General features: G+C 32.2%; 13 protein-coding genes, 1 other RNA gene and 1 riboswitch. Of the genes, 4 read left to right on the forward strand and 10 right to left on the reverse strand.

The features are described 5' to 3' along the window. Nucleotides 1–13: 13 nt before the first annotated feature. Complete coding sequence (locus tag IU405_RS09065; protein WP_197438291.1) at nt 14–2,218, forward strand: endonuclease MutS2; 2,205 nt, start codon at nt 14–16, stop codon at nt 2,216–2,218. 127 nt (nt 2,219–2,345) lie between these two features. Beyond that, nucleotides 2,346–2,690, forward strand: a complete 345-nt coding sequence (locus tag IU405_RS09070) for a hypothetical protein (RefSeq protein WP_197438292.1) — start codon at nt 2,346–2,348, stop codon at nt 2,688–2,690. A 127-nt stretch (nt 2,691–2,817) separates the two neighbouring features. On the opposite strand, the gene IU405_RS09075 is transcribed toward IU405_RS09070, so the two are convergent. From IU405_RS09075 to IU405_RS09105, 7 genes are all read right to left on the reverse strand, one after another. Further along, nucleotides 2,818–5,088: an aconitate hydratase gene (locus tag IU405_RS09075; protein WP_197438293.1), complete on the reverse strand. Its 2,271-nt coding sequence runs from the start codon at nt 5,086–5,088 to the stop codon at nt 2,818–2,820. Between the two features lie 178 nt (nt 5,089–5,266). Beyond that, nucleotides 5,267–5,581: RNase P RNA component class A (rnpB, locus tag IU405_RS09080), an RNA gene on the reverse strand. Nucleotides 5,582–5,771: 190 nt separating this feature from the next. After that, nucleotides 5,772–6,884 (reverse strand): molecular chaperone DnaJ, encoded by a 1,113-nt coding sequence (gene dnaJ / locus IU405_RS09085; RefSeq protein ID WP_197438294.1) that lies wholly within the window; start codon nt 6,882–6,884, stop codon nt 5,772–5,774. 76 nt (nt 6,885–6,960) lie between these two features. Beyond that, the gene (locus IU405_RS09090; protein WP_197438295.1) at nt 6,961–7,509 is read right to left on the reverse strand and encodes a nucleotide exchange factor GrpE; all 549 of its coding nucleotides are present in this window, start codon (nt 7,507–7,509) and stop codon (nt 6,961–6,963) included. Between the two features lie 99 nt (nt 7,510–7,608). After that, nucleotides 7,609–8,919 (reverse strand): UDP-N-acetylglucosamine 1-carboxyvinyltransferase, encoded by a 1,311-nt coding sequence (murA, locus tag IU405_RS09095; protein ID WP_197438296.1) that lies wholly within the window; start codon nt 8,917–8,919, stop codon nt 7,609–7,611. A gap of 3 nt (nt 8,920–8,922) precedes the next feature. Then, nucleotides 8,923–9,564 carry a DUF4290 domain-containing protein gene (locus tag IU405_RS09100; protein WP_197438297.1) on the reverse strand — a complete coding sequence of 214 codons (642 nt, stop codon included), beginning with the start codon at nt 9,562–9,564 and terminating at the stop codon, nt 8,923–8,925. 132 nt (nt 9,565–9,696) lie between these two features. Further along, nucleotides 9,697–12,021 (reverse strand): ATP-dependent helicase, encoded by a 2,325-nt coding sequence (locus IU405_RS09105; protein ID WP_197438298.1) that lies wholly within the window; start codon nt 12,019–12,021, stop codon nt 9,697–9,699. 121 nt (nt 12,022–12,142) lie between these two features. Here IU405_RS09105 and IU405_RS09110 point away from each other — a divergent pair, with 121 nt between their 5' ends. Continuing rightward, a complete protein-coding gene (locus IU405_RS09110) occupies nt 12,143–12,664 on the forward strand; it encodes a hypothetical protein (RefSeq protein WP_231749643.1) in 522 nt (173 codons plus the stop codon). A gap of 64 nt (nt 12,665–12,728) precedes the next feature. Here the strand turns inward: IU405_RS09110 and IU405_RS09115 are convergent, their stop codons facing one another. Continuing rightward, nucleotides 12,729–14,639, reverse strand: coding sequence for a TonB-dependent receptor plug domain-containing protein (locus tag IU405_RS09115; RefSeq protein ID WP_197438299.1), 1,911 nt, complete (start codon nt 14,637–14,639; stop codon nt 12,729–12,731). 87 nt (nt 14,640–14,726) lie between these two features. Next, a riboswitch (cobalamin riboswitch) is annotated at nt 14,727–14,954 on the reverse strand. A 103-nt stretch (nt 14,955–15,057) separates the two neighbouring features. On the opposite strand from IU405_RS09115, the gene IU405_RS09120 reads away from it, so the two are divergent. Continuing rightward, nucleotides 15,058–16,176 carry an ABC transporter substrate-binding protein gene (locus IU405_RS09120; RefSeq protein ID WP_197438300.1) on the forward strand — a complete coding sequence of 373 codons (1,119 nt, stop codon included), beginning with the start codon at nt 15,058–15,060 and terminating at the stop codon, nt 16,174–16,176. Here IU405_RS09120 and IU405_RS09125 read toward each other — a convergent pair whose 3' ends face one another. Then, a complete protein-coding gene (locus tag IU405_RS09125) occupies nt 16,177–16,512 on the reverse strand; it encodes a DUF2834 domain-containing protein (RefSeq protein WP_197438301.1) in 336 nt (111 codons plus the stop codon). A gap of 3 nt (nt 16,513–16,515) precedes the next feature. Then, nucleotides 16,516–19,245, reverse strand: a complete 2,730-nt coding sequence (locus tag IU405_RS09130; RefSeq protein WP_197438302.1) for a DNA gyrase/topoisomerase IV subunit A — start codon at nt 19,243–19,245, stop codon at nt 16,516–16,518. Nucleotides 19,246–19,248: the final 3 nt, after the last annotated feature.

The following is a 19,248-nucleotide window of genomic DNA, read 5'->3' on the forward strand; positions in this document are numbered from 1 at the left end:
CAAAGATACTATTTTGGGCAAAAACATCTCAGAAAAAACACTTCAAGATTTAGAATTTTTAACGGTTTTACAACACGTTGCAACACATTGTATTTCCGGTTTAGGAAAACAAAAAGTGTTGGAAATTCGTCCAATTGAAAGTAGAAAATTACTGTTCAAAGAACTTCAGTTGGTCAATGAATACCTTTCTTCATTTGAAAATGACAATAGAATTCCCAATCATGGATTTGATGATATTACTGATAGTGTCAAAAGAGTAGCCATTGAAAATAGTTTTATAGAAACAGATGCTTTTTTGAAAGTAGCTAAAACTTCACTTACGGTCAATGAGCATATCCTGTTTTTTAAAAAATTCCAACTCATTTTTCCTACTTTTTTTGAGTTGACTCAAAAAATTGAATTTACTACCTATATCAATGACGAAATTAAACAAGTCATTGAAATTTCTGGAGAAGTAAAAAACAATGCTTCACCCGAATTGAAGCAAATCCGAAAAGATATCAATTCAATTCGTGGGAAAATTGGCGCAAGTTTTTCGAGTGCTTTATCCAAAGCTATTGCTGCAGGATATTTAGACGACATTAAAGAAACTGTTGTTGACAATCAGCGTGTTTTGGCAGTAATGGCCATGCACAGAAGAAAAGTGGAAGGCAGTTTGTTGGGTGCTTCAAAATCAGGAAGTATCGTTTATATTGCTCCTCAAGCTACGTTGGCATATTCTCGCGAATATCAAAATTTGTTGTATGAAGAAAAGCAAGAAATTATCAAAATTTTGCGTGATTTGGCAACCACAATTCGTCCTTTCGTATCACTTTTGGAAGAATATTTGGTCTTTTTAACGCATTTAGATATGATTGGCGCAAAAGCAAAATACGCGCATCAACATCAAGGTGTGTTGCCTAAAATTTCAAAAAATAAAAAGATATTTTTCAAGAATGCCTATCACCCTATTTTATGGAAAAAAAATAAAGAACATAAAATAGATACGGTTTCTCAAACCATTTCATTGCACGAAAACCAACAAATTATTGTGATTTCAGGACCCAATGCTGGTGGAAAAAGCATCACTTTAAAAACCATTGGATTGCTCCAAGTAATGTTACAAAGTGGATTGCTAATTCCTGTTGATGAGCGAAGTGAATCTTATATTTTCGATACGATTTTAACAGATATTGGCGATAATCAATCTATTGAAAATCAATTAAGTACTTACAGTTATCGATTGAAAAACATGCGTCATTTTCTAAAAAAATGTGATGAAAATACCTTGTTTTTGATTGATGAATTTGGCACAGGAACAGACCCAGAATTGGGTGGCGCTTTGGCTGAAATTTTTTTAGAAGAGTTTTACGAGAAGAAAGCTTTTGGAATCATCACCACACATTATTCCAATTTGAAAGTATTGGCTAACGAATTAGAAAACGTGACGAATGCCAATATGCAATTTGACGAACGTACTTTAGAACCTTTGTATAAGTTATTTGTGGGTCAAGCAGGAAGTTCATTCACGTTTGAAGTGGCTCAAAAAAATGGCATTCCTTTTAGTTTGATTAACAAAGCCAAAAAGAGAGTAGAAAATGAAAAAATCCGTTTGGATAAAACCATTTCTAAACTGCAACAAGAACGAAATCGCCTGCAAAAAAATTCTGAAAATTTAGAGAAACAGAAACATAAAGAACTTGAATATCTAGAAAATTTACAGCAAAAAGAGCAGAAAATTCAAGAAAAATTAGAAGGATTTCAAGAATTGTATGACAACAATCAAAAAATGTTGGGTTTTGGAAGAAAAGTCAATGAATTTTTGAACAAATATTTTCAGACCAATAATAAAAAAGAATTGTTGGCAAATTTCAATAAATGGGTTGCTGATGAGCGTGTAAAATATTTGAAAAAATCTCCAGAAAAACCAAAAACAATCTCACAGAAAAAGCAAGCAACACTTCAGAAAAAAAGACAAGAAGAAATTATTCAGCAAGTAGAAAATGAAGTGATGAAAAAAGTGGAAAAAGTAAGAGAAGAAAAGAAAATAGAAGCTGAAAAAGTAGCCAAAGAAAAACAAAATTACGACTTTAAAATCAATGATAGAGTTCGAATTACGGATACAAATACTGTTGGAACAATTGATAAAATCGAGAAAAAATCAGTAACCATCAATTATGGAATTTTTACCACCAAAACTTCATTGGATAAATTAGAATTGGTGGAGAAAGCAAAATAATTGATTCGCCAAAATTCTTAAAATGCGTTAAAGTCTGTTAAGAATCTATTAAAGTCCCCATTTTGATGAAACGTTTTTACAAAATAAGTGTCTATTAAGAAAATAAATAAAACTTAAAACACTTATTATGAGAAATTTAAAATCAATCATTGCTATTTTACTTTTTAGCTTTACCATTACTTTTTCAGCAAATGCTAGTGAAAAAGATCCTTCAAAAGTAACTACAGAATTGCGTTCTGAAATAGTGAACATTTTAGGAAATAAAATTCCTTTAGAAGTAGACTCTTCCTCTTCTGCAGAAGTTTCTTTCATGATTAACAACAAAAACGAGTTAGTTGTCATTTCAGTAGATTCAAATTTGACTTCATTCAATGTATTTGTAAAAGAAAAATTGAATTATAAAAAAATTGCAACAAAAGGCATTCAAAAAGGAGAAATTTATAAAATGCCTATCAAAATAAATAAAGTATAAAAAACAACAAGTTGGTTAGTTGGTGCCCAAACTTCAGTTTTCAAAAAATTGTTTTTGGGCATTTTTATAAACTAAAAAAGAGAAATCAAATGAATGATTTCTCTTTTTTTATTTCAGTAATTGCTATTTATTTAGCGTTCTGTTTTTTGATCAAATTCAAGGCTGAACCTTCTGTAAACCACTCAATTTGAGCATCATTATACGTATGATTCAATGCAATCACATCTTTGCTTCCATCTGCATGAACCAATTCCAAATGCAATTGTTTTTCAGGAGCAAACTCGTTCAAATCTAAGAAGTTAAAAGTATCATCTTCTTGAATCAAATCATAATCTGCTTCGTTAGCAAACGTCAACCCTAACATTCCTTGTTTTTTCAAATTTGTTTCGTGAATTCTGGCAAAAGATTTTACAATCACAGCAGCAACACCTAAAAAACGAGGTTGCATTGCAGCATGTTCTCTAGAAGAACCTTCCCCATAATTGTGATCTCCAACCACAATTGTTTTAATTCCAGCAGCTTTGTAAGCTCTTTGAACAGCAGGCACAGCATCATACTCTCCTGTCAATTGATTTTTCACAAAGTTTGTTTTATCATTAAAAGCATTCACAGCACCAATCAATGTATTGTTGGCGATATTATCCAAATGACCTCTAAAACGCAACCAAGGACCAGCCATTGAGATGTGGTCAGTAGTACATTTTCCAAAAGCTTTGATTAATAATTTTACATTATTTAAATTTTTTCCAATCGGCTCAAAAGGTGCTAAAAGTTGTAATCTTTCTGAAGTTTCATCTACAGAAACCACTACATGACTTCCATCTTCTTCAGGCGCTAAATAACCATTTTCTTTTACTTCAAAACCTTTTGGTGGCAATTCCCATCCTGTTGGTTCATCTAGCATTACTTCTTCACCATTTTCGTTGATTAAAGTATCAGTCATTGGATTAAAATCCAAACGACCAGCAATGGCAATAGCCGCAGTAATTTCAGGTGATGCTACAAATGCGTGCGTATTTGGATTTCCGTCAGCTCTTTTTGCAAAGTTTCTGTTGAATGAATGTACAATACTATTTTTTGGAGCATTTTTTGGATCAGAATATCTAGCCCATTGTCCAATACATGGCCCACAAGCATTCGTAAATATTGTTGCACCTAAATTTTCAAAAACAGCTAAAATTCCATCTCTTTCTGCAGTATATCTCACTTGCTCAGAACCTGGATTGATTCCAAATTCAGCTTTCGTTTTCAATCCTTTGTCCAAAGCTTGTTGTGCAATTGAAGCAGCTCTTGATAAATCTTCGTAAGAAGAGTTAGTACAAGAACCAATTAATCCCCATTCCACTTGCATTGGCCAGTCATTTGCTGTTGCTTTTTCACCCATTTCTTTTCCAACAGTTGTTGATAAATCAGGTGTAAAAGGACCATTTAATAAAGGACCTAATTCAGATAAATTGATTTCGATTACTTGGTCAAAATACAATTCAGGATTTGCATATACTTCAGCATCAGCCGTTAAATATTCTTTAATTTCATTAGCAGCTTCAGCAACATCTGTTCTATCAGTAGCACGTAAATAACGTTCCATAGATTCATCATAGCCAAAAGTTGACGTTGTTGCACCGATTTCTGCACCCATATTACAGATAGTGCCTTTTCCTGTGCAAGACATTGAAATGGCACCTGAGCCAAAATATTCAACGATAGCACCTGTTCCTCCTTTTACAGTAAGGATTTCAGCCACTTTTAAAATGACGTCTTTTGGTGCAGTCCAACCAGATAATTTTCCTGTTAATTTTACACCAATCAATTTTGGAAATTTCAATTCCCAAGCCATTCCTGCCATTACATCAACAGCATCTGCACCACCAACACCAATAGCTACCATTCCTAAACCACCCGCATTTACGGTATGAGAATCTGTTCCAATCATCATTCCACCAGGAAATGCATAATTTTCTAAAACTACTTGATGGATAATTCCAGCACCTGGTTTCCAAAAACCAATCCCATATTTATTTGAAACGGATTCTAAAAAATTAAAAACTTCACTACTTGTGCTATTTGCGTGTTTTAAATCTGCAACAGCACCACTTTTTGCTTGAATTAAATGATCACAATGAACTGTTGTTGGAACAGCAACTTTTGCTTTTCCTGCTTGCATAAATTGCAATAATGCCATTTGAGCAGTTGCATCTTGACAAGCTATTCTATCTGGAGCAAAATCTACATAATCTTTTCCTCTTGTAAAAGCCTTGGTTGGAGTACCATCCCAAAGATGAGAGTATAATATTTTTTCTGCAAGTGTTAAGGGTTTTCCTGTAATTTTTCGAGCCGCATCAACACGTTCTGACATAGTAGCATAGACTTGTTTAATCATTTCAATATCAAAAGCCATATATAAAAGTTTTTAAGGTTTTTTGTGGATAACAAATTTACATCAATAAAATCAATTTTAAAAAATAAATAATAGATAGCTTTAATTTATAGATAAGTAAAAATTATTTCTTGATAAATACCTTTTTTAGTGAAGTAAATTCATCGATTTCAACGATTTATTGATAATCTTTTAAAATAAAAAAAGCAGACTTGTAAGCCGAATTCTGTAACCTGAAACGAGTTCAAGTTTCTTATCATTTATCTAGTTTTGATATTGCTACCAAAATCCATCTGCCTACCCTTTAGAATCGAGCGAGTAGCCCTCAAGCTCTAATATACATGGCATTGCACCTCATAGAGTTTACCTGGTTTCACTACAGCCGAACTGTACTTGCTTTCTGTTGCACTTGTCCTCAGTTTACACTGGACGGATGTTATCCGCTATGATTACTCTTTGGTGTTCGGACTTTCCTCCTTGAAATAAATTCACGGCGATAAGATAAGTCTGCTTTCAGTTAGCAAAAGTACAATTTTAAATGCATAAAAAAACCCACTCAAATTGAAAACTTGAGTGGGAAAAATTGCTATGAAAAAGAAAAAGTGTTATCGATTTCTCAATAACACTTCAAATATATTTATATATTTTTTAATGTGAAAATTTTTTAATAGAAAATTTATCAAATTAAAAATTTTAGCATGTAATTAAGAAAACATATCCTTTACTTTCTCAAAAAATGATTTGTCTGATTTATTTGGATGTGGAATAAAATTCTCATTTTCCATCATGTTTTCAAAGAATTTACGTTGTTCTTTGTTCAATTCTTGAGGTGTCCAAACATTGATATGAATTAAGAAATCTCCTGTACCATAGCGTTCTATGCTAGGCAAACCTTTTCCTTTCAATCGTAAAATTTTTCCTGATTGAGTTCCTGCATCAATTTTGATTTTTACTTTTCCTGAAACAGTTTCCACTTCTTTATTGGATCCTAAAACCGCTTCTGGATAACTGATGTATAAATCATAATGAATATTAGTGCCTTCTCTTTTTAAGTTTTCGTGTTCAACTTCTTCAATTACCACTAATAAATCACCAGGAATTGAATTTTTCCCAGGAGCTTCATTGCCTTTTCCTCCTACTTTTAGCTGCACTCCTTCTGTAACTCCAGCAGGAATATTGATAGAAACAGTTTCTTCTTTAAAAATTAGTCCTTGAGCATCTGCGCCTTCTGGTCTGTTACTTAAGGTTTCTCCTGCTCCACCACAACTTCCACAAGTGGTTGCTGTTTGCATTCTTCCTAAAATAGTATTGGTAACACGCATTTGCTGTCCTGAACCATTACAGGTGGAACATGTTGAATATCTTACGCCATCAGCTTGTACTTTTCTGCGAACTTTTACTTTCTTTTCAACGCCTTTTGCGATTTCATCAAGTGTCAACTTTACACGAATTCGCATATTGCTTCCTTTTACACGAGCTTGTCTTTGACCACCGCCACCAAATCCGCCAAATCCACCACCAAAAATATCGCCAAATTGACTGAAAATGTCATCCATATTCATGCCACCAAAACCTCCTCCACCTTGAGCTCCTTCAAAAGCAGCATGACCATATTGATCATAACGTGCTTTTTTATTTTCATCACTCAAAACTTCGTAAGCTTCTGCAGCTTTTTTGAAATTTTCTTCCGCAGTTTTATCATCAGGATTTTTATCAGGATGATATTTGATTGCCATTTTTCTATAGGCTTTTTTGATATCAGCTTGAGTTGCAGATCTTGTAATTCCTAATATTTCGTAGTAATCTTGTTTTGCCATATTTTTAGTTTTCAGAATTCAGTTGCAGTTGACAGTAGCTATTTTACTGAAAACTGAGACTGAAAATTACATAATTTTATTGTCCTATGACTACTTTTGGGTAACGTATGATTTTATCTCCTAATTTGTATCCTTTTTCTAAACAATCAATCACTTTTCCTTTTAAGTCCTCTGTTGGAGCAGGAATTTGGGTGATTGCTTCATGCAATTCTGCATCAAAAACATCTCCAGCATTCACCTCAATTTTAATGAGTCCTTTTTGTTCTAAAGTATTATAGAATTTTTGATGAATTAACGAAACTCCTTTACGTAATTCTTCTGTTTCTGGAGATTCTTCAATATGATTTAAAGCACGTTCAAAATCATCTACGATTGGCAGTAAAGATGTCATTAATTCCTGACCTGCCGTTTTAAAAAGTTCAATTCTTTCTTTTGAAGTTCTTTTTTTATAGTTTTCAAATTCTGCAAATAAACGTAAAAACTTATCTTTTTCTGCTTGAATCAATTCTTCAGCAGTTGGTTTTTCGTCTTTTACTTCTTCTGCAACTTCTTGATTTTGTGAATCTTGAATATTTTCTTGTTCGCTGATAAGCGGCTCTTCTTGTGTCTTCTCTTTTTTACTCATCTTTAAAAAATCTTTTAAACTTTTCATTTTATTTCAAAAATATTGCCAATAAAAAAATAGTGTCAAATTGACACTATTTTATAGGATTACTACTAAAAATTAATCTTCAATTCTTTCAATTTTTGCGCCTATTGATTTTAGTCGTTCTTCAATATTTTCGTAACCTCTATCAATTTGTTCAATATTATTGATGATACTTGTTCCCTTGGCTGATAGTGCTGCAATCAATAATGAAATTCCTGCTCTAATATCAGGTGAAGTCATTTTTGTTGCTTTTAATTGAGATTGATGATTGAGTCCAATAACTGTTGCTCTGTGAGGATCACACAAAATTACTTTTGCGCCCATATCAATCAATTTATCCACAAAAAACAATCTGCTTTCAAACATTTTTTGATGAATCAAAACTGTGCCATTTGCTTGGGTTGCAATTACCAAAATAATACTCAATAAATCTGGTGTAAAACCCGGCCAAGGTGCATCTGCAACTGTTAAAACAGAACCATCAATGTAGTTCTGAATTTCATAGGTTTCTTGTGCAGGAATGTAAATATCATCTCCTTTTTTCTCAAATTGAATTCCTAATTTTCTGAACACATTTGGAATTTGTCCTAAGTTTTCCCAACTCACGTTTTTGATCGTTAATTCAGATTGTGTCATCACTGCAACACCAATCCAAGAACCAATTTCAATCATATCTGGCAACACTCTATGCTCACATCCTGAAAGGTATTTGACACCTTCAATAATCAATAAATTAGAGCCAACACCTGTGATTTTTGCTCCCATAGAATTCAACATTTTGCATAATTGTTGAATATAAGGTTCGCAAGCTGCATTATAAATGGTCGTTTTTCCTTTTGCTAAAACAGCTGCCATTAAAATATTGGCAGTTCCAGTTACAGAAGCTTCGTCTAAAAGCATGTCTGTTCCTTTCAATTCAGTTGCTTCAACTCCGTAAAAATGCTCTTCTTTATTATATCTGAAAGAGGCTCCCAAATTTATAAATCCCTCAAAATGAGTATCTAAACGTCTGCGTCCAATTTTATCTCCTCCTGGTTTTGGAATAAAACCTTTCCCAAAACGAGCTAATAAAGGACCAACAATCATAATAGAACCTCTTAAAGAACTTCCATCTCTTCTAAAATCAGCTGATTCTAAATAAGGTAAGTTAATTTCATCTGCTTGAAAAGTGTAAGAGTTTTTTCCAAATTTCTCCACTTTCACACCCAATTCACCCAAAATAAAAATGAGTTTATTCACATCAATAATATCAGGAACATTGTGAACTGTTACTTTTTCTGGAGTTAATAAAACTGCGCAAAGAATTTGTAAAACTTCATTTTTTGCGCCTTGTGGCGTAATTGTTCCGCTTAATTTATGTCCGCCTTCAATTTTAAAAGATGCCATATTTTATCTTTTTCGGTTTTTGGTAAATGGTTGTTTTTTAACGTTTTTTGTAGGATTTTGGCCTTGTGTATTTCTCTTTTTCATCAATTCTTTGATTTCTGATAATTCTTCTTTTGATTCTCTTAAATCAATTTTTCCCGAAGATAAATCATACAAATGATTGAAAATAATAGCGTCATCAACAGTGTCTTTATTCCAATTTAAATAGCATTTTTTCATGTGATTTGCAATCGTATAAATCAATGCTTCTTTCAATTCTCCTTCTTCCCAACTCAAAGCAACATCAATCATGGTCTGAATATTTGTTCCGTAATAACGGTATTTTGATGCTGATTTTGGATATGCTAATGGTTCCGGTTTTTCTTGTAATTCTTCTTTTGAAGGAGTTGGATATGGAGAATCTGCATCCAACATAAAATCGGACATGATAAATAATTGATCCCATAATTTGTGCTTAAAATCAGGAACATCACGCAAATGTGGTTGTAAATTTCCCATAACATCAACGATTGCTCTTGCCATGATATTTCTTTCCTCTTTGGTTTCTAACGTCATGCAATGGTCAATTAATTTTTGAACATGTCTTCCATATTCTGGAATAATCATGATGGGTCTTTCTGAATTGTATTCTAAGTCAAATGTCATGTTTCAATATTTTGTGAAGTTTTCCTGAAAATATTCAAGTATGTAATTCTAATTTTACGAAGTTTTTAAAGTTCGCAAATTAGGCAATAATTCTCATTTAATATAAGTCATTTTGAAAATAATTTCGTGCTGTTATCCAATCACTTTTAGCTTGGCAAATTGCAGCAATAATTTCTTTTTTCCAACGGTACCAAACTGAATTTCAGCTTTTTTGTTAGCCCCATTTCCTTCTAACGAAAGTACCTCTCCTTTTCCAAAACGATTGTGTTCTACAATATTTCCAACAGTAACTTCAGTGTCAAATAAATTGACATTGGGATTATTTTCAGGTACTTTTTTAAAATTTTTTGTAAAATTTATTTCTTTATTTTCAACGATATTTCGTTCAATTTTCTTTCTCTGTATAGGTTTTTGAAATCGAATTCCTTTTGGAGCGTCATCAAATAAATTGGCATCCAAAAATTTATTGATTGACTGCTCAGGCTTTTTCGGAGTCATATAATACAGATACTTTTCATCAATTTCTTCCAAGAATCTACTTGGTTCAGCATCTACTAATTTTCCCCATCTATAACGCGTTTGCGCATAACTTAAATAAGCTACTTTTTCTGCTCTTGTAAGTGCTACATAAAACAATCTTCGTTCTTCTTCCAATTCAATTCTTGTAGTCATACTCATGGCTGAAGGGAATAAATTTTCTTCCAATCCAACAATATACACGTATTGAAATTCCAATCCTTTTGATTGATGAATGCTCATCAAAGCAACTTTGGGTGCATCATTTTCCTTTTCCGAATCAAAATCTGTAGCCAAAGCAACATCTTCCAAAAACGTAGTCAAAGAAGCGTCTTCTCCTTGTTCTATTTTATCGGTTATAAAATCCTTAATTCCGTTCAAAAGTTCTTGAATATTTTCTACTTTACTGATGGCTTCTGGAGTTCCATCTTTTTCAACATCAGCAATAATTCGAGTTTGTTTCACCACCAATTCTGCCACTTCAAAGGCATTTTTTGATTGCGCTTCAATTTGAAAACGCTGAATCATATTTGAAAAATCTTCCAATTTCATTTTGGTTGGCCCATTCAATTGAATATCAAGTTTATGAATATGCTGAATCACTTCAAAAATTGATTTTTTATACTGATTTGCGGCAATTGTCAACTTATCAATAGTCGTTGTTCCAATTCCACGAACTGGATAATTAATGACTCTAACCAAAGCTTCTTCATCATTTGGATTGATCAACAATCGTAAATAAGACAAGACATCTTTGATTTCTTTTCGTTGATAAAAAGACATTCCACCATAAATTTTATAGTCGATATTTTTCTTTCTCAAAGCATCTTCAATGGCTCTTGATTGTGAATTTGTTCTGTATAAAACACAAAAATTATCGGGTGTTAATTGATGATTCATCATATTATCCCAAATAGATTGCGCCACAAAACGACCTTCTTCACCATCAGAAATGGTGCGCATTACATAAATAGCGTCTCCAGCATCATTGCTTGTCCAAACGTCTTTGTCTAATTTTGTTTTGTTTTGTGCGATTACCGAATTTGCAGCATTTACAATGTTTTTTGTAGAACGATAATTCTGTTCTAATTTAAATGTTTTTACATCAGGATAATCTTTTTGAAAGTTTAAAATATTCTGAATATTGGCGCCTCTAAAACTATAAATACTTTGAGAATCATCGCCAACCACGCAAATATTTTGAAAACGATCCGCCAAAGCTCTAATAATAATGTATTGAGAATGATTGGTATCTTGATACTCATCCACCATAATATAGCGAAAACGGTCTTGATATTTGGCTAATACATCAGGAAAACGCGCTAATAATTCATTGGTTCTCAGTAACAAATCATCAAAATCCATAGCACCAGATTTGAAACATCTGTTGACATATTCTTTATAAATTTCACCGATTTTTGGTCTGCTTGCTAACACATCTGCTTCTTGTAAATCAGGACTGTTAAAATAAGCTCTTACAGTAATTAAGTTATTTTTGAAAGATGAAATTCTACTAAAAACTTGTTTGGGTTTGTATTGCTCTTTGTCCAAGTTCATTTCTTTGATAATGGCACCAATCAATCGAACTGAATCTTGCGTGTCATAAATGGTGAAATTTGTTGGGAATCCTAATTTATCAGCTTCTGAGCGTAAAATTCGAGCAAAAACAGCATGAAAAGTTCCCATCCACAAATTTTTTGCCTCGCTAGCTCCAACCACTTTTGAGATTCTTGCTTTCATTTCCTTGGCAGCTTTATTTGTAAATGTCAACGACAGAATGTTAAAAGCATCTATGCCTTGCTGCATCAAATGAGCAATTCTATACGTCAATACTCTTGTTTTTCCAGAACCTGCTCCTGCAATGATAATCATGGGACCATCTTTCTGAATTACAGCTCTTTTTTGAGCTTCGTTTAACGAATCTAAATAGGAATTTGACATCAGTTTTTTAAGAAATTAAAAAGTTACAAGTTATGAAATCTATTCATTTGAGATAGCCTAAACTTTATTTTTTATTCACATTTTTTTCACTAAAAAAAGTACCTTTGTAGAAATATTTTTATTGATTTTGGAAGACCAATTATTAGCCAGTATTGCCTATGTTTTACCTGCATTAGTGACAGGTTATGTTGCCTATTATATGTTTAAAAGCTATCTTACTCAGCAAAATTCTGATAAAAGTTTAGCACTTTTGATGGACAAAAAAAGAGAGTCATTACCCGTAAAATTGCAAGCTTACGAAAGAATGTTGTTGTTTTGCGAACGCATTCATCCCACAAAATTAGTATTGAGAATTCAACCCATTTCAGATTCATCTTCTGAATATGTTTCTTTACTGATTTTGACTATAGAGCAAGAATTTGAACACAATTTAGTACAACAATTGTATATTTCTGAAGAAGCTTGGAGTGGAATTTTAAAAACAAAAAATATCATTGAAAATAAATTTCAACAAGTATCAAAATCCAATGAAACTGCTGTTGATTTTCAAAAAGCGATTTTGAATGAATTCAACAATACTTCTTCACCATCAGAAATTGCCATTGCCATCTTGAAAAAAGAAGTTTCGAAGTTGATTTTGTAAATAAATAAAAAAAAACACGAATTTATAACACATAAATTCGTGTTTTTCTAGTTGTCAAGAAAAATTATAATTGAATTTTTAAACCAAGATTCCAATTTCTTCCTCTTGCTGTAAAGCCAGCAATTTCTTGAAAATTTTCATTAAAAATATTGGTTACACTACCATAAAAAGTGACTTTTTCATTCAACAAGCGATGATTGATAAAGAAATCAATCAAGTTGTATGAAGGCAAATCAATGTTCCCAAAATCTTTCGTTTCATCTACAAATCGATAGCTGAATGACGTAAAAGTTTCTGAAAATAATTGATAATCTACTTTCGCAAAAAAGGTGTTTTGAGGAATTTTCAATAACAAATTTTCAGCTCTATTGATGTGCGTAAAGTTGGCTAACAAATTCACTTTTTTAGTAGGTTTGTAAGAAATTTCCGTTTCAATTCCCCTTGCAAAAAAAGTTCCAACATCATTGATTGTTTGAAATGTCATTGGATCATAGCCAATTTTATTGGTTTCTTCTCTATAGAAAAAAGTAGCGTTCAAAGAAATTTTAGGAGAAAAATTCAATTCAAAACCTGTTTCAATAGTGATGTCTTCTTCTGGTAATAATTCTTCAATGGAAGGTAATTTTGTGAAAATTTCAGACAACGTTGGCGCCACAAATGCAGTACTATAAGATGCAAAAACTTTGGCATTTGACGTTTTATTGAAGCTAAAATTATAACCAGGATTGATATTAAAAACTAGATTTTCTCCATATTCACTGTGAATATTTAATCGCGTTCCTGCACTAAATGTGAACCCAAAATCAGAAAAATAATTTACTGAAAAATAGGGGTCGTAAAAATGTTGTTTTCCAGCACCTTTTTCAATTTGACTAAAAGAAGTTTCTTGTTTCATGTCTTGATATTGAGAAGAAATTCCTATCAAAATTGAAAAGCTTTTGTTGAAGTTATAGTGATTAAACATATCAAAACCAAGTACTTCTCCATTGAAAAAATTATTAGATGGAGTTTCTGTTCTATTGATATCAGTGACAAAAGTTCTGATTTTTAAACTCCCGTTTTTATAAGAATAATCCACATTAAAACCTCCTCTTTTTTGAATGCTTGACAAATTGTTATTTTTATCAGCAGGAATACTTGCAAAAGTTATTGGGTCATAATCAAATCCGTCAAAATCTGTTGAAAATTCGTCAATAGTTGCAAAAAAACCTAATTTTAGTTTTTGATTGATGGTATAATTTACCTTTAAAAGAGCATTTTGTTTGGCAAAAATATCCTCTTCAAAAGGATTGTCTTTATCCAAATTTTCAGCTGCAGAAAGTCCTCTTGAACCATTTGCGTTTAGTGCCAAAACATAATCAACTTTCCCCAAAGTTCCTTTAAAATTGAAATTTGTTGAAAATTCTTCTGCCCCTAAATTTTGAATTTCACTTGAAGTATTGCTTCCCATTGAAGTGGAAAAAGTACCTTGAAATGCTTTTTTTGAAGCTTTTTTTAATAAAATATTGATGACACCAGTTGCAGCTCCTGTACCATATAATGTGGAAGAAGCTCCTTTTAAAACCTCAATACTTTCAATTTGCTGAATGTCAATTTGACGTAAATCAAAATCACCACCAAAAGAAGAAGGATCATTCACATTGACACCATCAATCAAAATGGCAACTTGACGATTTCTACCACCTCGAATATAGTAGCCTAAATTTTGTCCTTTGGTACTAAAATTTCCATTAATTTGAACACCAGGAACGTCGTTTAACAAATTCAATACTGTTTTTCCAGCACTATTTTGGATGGTTTCTTGTGTAATTTTATACACAATTTTACCAATATTTTTCTTATTGGTTTCAAATTTTGTGGCTGTGATGATGATTTCATCTAGCGATTCTACTTTTTCGTTTTTCTCTTGAGAAAACGCATTTTTACTCACAAAAAAACATGCGAGTGCACTAACAATTACAAATTGTTTTTTCATTTTTTTTGATTTAATTGATACAATAAATCAGGAAACTATTCTGTACAATAAAATTAAGTACGGTACACAAACTTTTATCCCGAAAGTTTTTAACTCTTGAAAAATGGCAGGTCTCCTGACTTGTTTTATGTTATTATACCTTCCCAACAATTCATGTCAGTGGTGTAAGAATTAATAACATCCTTGAAAAAACAAGGTGCTGAAAATAGCAGCATAAACTTACAGTTGCGGGAACAGTTCTGGATTTTAACCAGATTCCCTTTTAATCCAAAGTAACATATATGTAACTTCGAAACCTAAATTCACGGCAAATATAGTTGTAATATCTAAAACAAAAACAGTCTTTTTGAGAAAGTTTTAATACCTTCGAAAAATTAAAATAAACGAATTATAATTTGAATCATCCTAATTTTTACGAATGAAAAATATATTTTTTTTAGTGTTTTTTAGTCTTATTACTCTTCTATTTTCCTGCGATAAAGCCACTAAAGAAAAGTCAAATAATACCGATACTATTTCTGATGTCAAACACGCAAAAGGATTTCAAATATTTAATAATCATGAAGTTGCAAAATTAATTATCAAACAACCTTATCAATATAGTTCAGAAATTTTTGAATACACACTTTCTAAAAATAAAACGCATTCAACCCAAATTCAAATTCCGATTTCGAGAATTGTGGTGACTTCTACCACACATATTCCCATGATAGAATTGTTATATGAAACTGAAAAAATCATTGGATTTCCGAATGTTAGGTACGTTTCTTCCGAAAAAGCAAGACAAAGAATTGAAGAAGGATTTATCAAAGAAATTGGAAAAGAAAACATGTTAAACACGGAAGTGTTACTGAATTTAGAGCCAGATTTAGTGGTTGGTTACAGTGTTTCAAGTGCTGATAAATCCTTAGAAATCTTAAAAAAATCGGGAATTCCTGTAATTTATAATGGAGATTGGCTAGAAGAAACTCCTTTAGGTAGAGCTGAATGGCTGCGTTTTTTTGGTGTTTTATTTGACAAGCAACAAAAAGCTGACAGCATTTTTAAAACTATTGAAACTTCGTATTTAGAAGCGAAAGAACTTGCTAAAAAAAATCCTAAAAAACCAACAATTCTGTCAGGAGCTGTAATGAGTAAAGATATCTGGAATTTGCCTGCTGGAGAAAGTTTTGTAGCGCAATTTTTAGCAGATGCAAATGTGGATTATTTATGGAAAAATTCTTCAGGAAAAGGAAGTTTGTCATTGAGTTTTGAAAGTGTTTTTGAGAAAGCAAAAAATGCGGATTTTTGGATTGCACCTGGCTATTTTTCATCGAAAAAAGAAATGTTACAAAGCAACAAATTGTATGCTGAATTTGATGCTTTTAAAAACGATAAAATTTATACGCCAACTCTTAAAAAAGGCAAAACAGGAGGCGTTATTTATTATGAATTAGCACCAACAAGACCTGACTTAGTTTTGAAAGATTTGATCAAAATTACACAACCTGAATTGCTTCCAAACTATGAATTGACATTTTTTGAAAAGATGAATTGATCAGTTTTTTATGGAGATTTCTTCTAATTTTCGCTGTCTGAAATATAAAAAAAGTGGAAATGTAAATGCAACTGCAATTAAAAATGTCAAAGGAATCAACAACCACCAATACTTGATTTTCAATCGTAAAGACTCAGTCACTAAAAACACAAAAAACGTAAACACAACCACCGTTAAATCAGCTCCAAAAGATTTACCTGCAAAATTGATTTGTGCATCTTGCATAAATCCTATAAAACTAGCATTTTCAACACTTTGAAAATACAAAATATTGTAATACCAAGTGTATAAAATTCCTACAATTGCCAATGATAAATACAGATACTTTAGTTTCATTTTTTAAAATAATTTGGTTTGGTTTTCATCATCAATTTTCTTCTGCTCTGCTTTCTTCTTCGCTATTGATTTTTGAAGCGCAATTTCAGCTTTTTCTTCAACAGAAAGTTCTTGTTCATTTGGTGTAACAACTGTTATTTCCTCAATTTCTAAAGGTAAAACATCTTCAATCACTTCCTCATCTACAACATCAACATCTTCAATAATTTCTTCTTCAGGTTCTTCAAAAGGAAGTGGTTCAAGCAAATTGACTTGTTTTATTTTCTCTGTAGTCAATTGATTTCCAAGTGCTTTAATTCCTTTTATTGCAATAAACTCTTCTAAATTCACTTTCAAATTATCTAAGTTTCTCTTAGAAAAAAGAACCTCTGCAATAGGTCTATAATCTGTTGCTACAATTTCTAATTGCGATTTTGGATGATCTGAAATAAACAACTCTTCTTTTTCAGTAGTTTCTATCAAAAATCGTTTTACGAAATAACGTTCTTTTTCGCCATCATAATAAATAACAGAAATCGGTTTTTGTGGTTTCCATTTTTCCAAAACAATCATGTTATCTTCAAAATGCATGGCTAAATCTGGTTTTACTGCTTTTATTTTTCCACTTTGTGTGGCAATTAGCAATTTATCTTCCGCTTTAAATTCACCCAACAATTCTCCTCTTTCATCCACATTCAAACGTTGTACAGTATCATCAAACCAAATTTTTCGGGGTTTCAAAGTAGAAACTCCTTCCGATTTAAAATCGATACTTTTTATCGCAAATTTGGTGATTGTATTTCCACGAGCGTCCCTACTTTTAATCGCTAAATCTGCAAAATCTATATCCCATTTTAGCTTTTTGATGCTTCCAACAGAACGTAAATTGATCGTAACCACTTCAGCTTCACCATTCGGATTTGCCGAAAAATAATGCACTTCTGAACCCTTGTTTCCATTGGTTAAATCGTATTCTTTATCACGTGTAATTCCTGTGACTGTGAAACGTTTCATATAAGAAGGTCCTTTTGTACCATCTCTATAAATGTAATTGTAAACAGTACGTTTGTCTTTCTTTTTGAAAACAGCTACATGAATAATGTCTTTGCCAACAAAAGTTTTTGCATCCACTTTTGTCACCATCATTTTACCATCCTTTCTGAAAATAATCACATCATCAATATCAGAACAATCTGTTACAAATTCGTCTTTTTTCAATGAAGTTCCCACAAAACCTTCTGCCCTATTTACATAGAGTTTTGCGTTATTCATGGCAACTTTGGTTGCTTCAATGTCATCAAAAATTCTGATTTCGGTTTTGCGCTCTTTTCCTTTTCCGTATTTTTCTTTTAAATTTTTAAAATAGTCAATTGAATACTCAATCAAATTGTTTAAATGATGCTTTACTCCTTCAATTTTTTCTTCCAAACTTTCTATGAATTGCTTGGCTTTGTCAATATCAAATTTGGATATTTTTTTAATTTTAATTTCGGTCAAACGTTCAATATCTTCCACAGAAATTGACCTTTTTAAATGCGCAATATGTGGTTTCAATCCCTCATCAATCGCTTTGATAACTCCTTCCCAAGTTTCCTCCTCTTCAATATCTCTATAAATTCTATTTTCGATAAAAATACGTTCTAAAGAAGCAAAATGCCATTGTTCTTCCAGTTCATTTAACTGAATTTCCAACTCCAATTTTAATAACTGAACTGTATTATCTGTGGAATGTTTGAGCATTTGAGTTACACCTCCAAACAGTGGTTTGTTATCATCAATGATACAACACAAAGGCGAAATGGCATTTTCGCAATTGGTGAAAGCAAACAATGCATCAATGGTTTTATCTGGAGAAACATTTGGTGGTAAATGCATTACAATTTCTACTTCTGCAGCAGTATTATCTTCAATTTTTTTAATTTTAATAGTGCCTTTTTCATTCGCTTTGATGATACTTTCTATCAAAGTGGTAGTGGTTGTTCCAAAAGGGATTTCAGTAATCACCAATGTTTTTTTATCTAACTGCGAAATTTTTGCACGAACACGCACTCTTCCCCCACGTTTTCCATCATTATAATGCGTAAAATCTGCAATTCCACCCGTTAAAAAATCGGGCAAAATAGCAAATGGTTTTCCTCTTAAATATTTGATAGACGCATCAATCAATTCAATAAAATTGTGAGGTAAAATTTTGGTTGATAACCCAACTGCAATCCCTTCAGCACCTTGTGCTAATAACAAAGGAAATTTTACAGGAAGGTTTACAGGTTCTTTTTTTCGTCCATCATAAGAAGCTTGCCATTTGGTCGTTTTAGGATTGAAAACTACTTCCAACGCAAATTTTGACAAACGCGCTTCAATATATCTTGAGGCTGCTGCTCTGTCTCCAGTGAGAATATTTCCCCAATTTCCTTGCATATCAATGAGCAATTCTTTTTGCCCAATTTGCACCATAGCATCCGCAATGGAAGCATCTCCATGAGGATGATATTGCATAGTATGCCCAACAATGTTCGCTACTTTATTGTAACGTCCATCATCCAAATCTTTCATAGAATGCATAATTCTTCGTTGAACAGGTTTCAAACCATCCATCAAAGCAGGTACTGCTCTCTCTAAAATTACATACGATGCATAATCCAAAAACCATTCTTTGTACATTCCTGTCACTTTGGTGATGGTTTCTTCTTGGACACTATCTACCTGATTTTGAATTATTTCTTCGTGTTCGTTTTCGTTTATTTCTTCACTCATCTA

The organism is Polaribacter sp. BAL334 (assembly GCF_015767435.1).
In the GTDB taxonomy this organism is placed as follows: domain Bacteria; phylum Bacteroidota; class Bacteroidia; order Flavobacteriales; family Flavobacteriaceae; genus Polaribacter.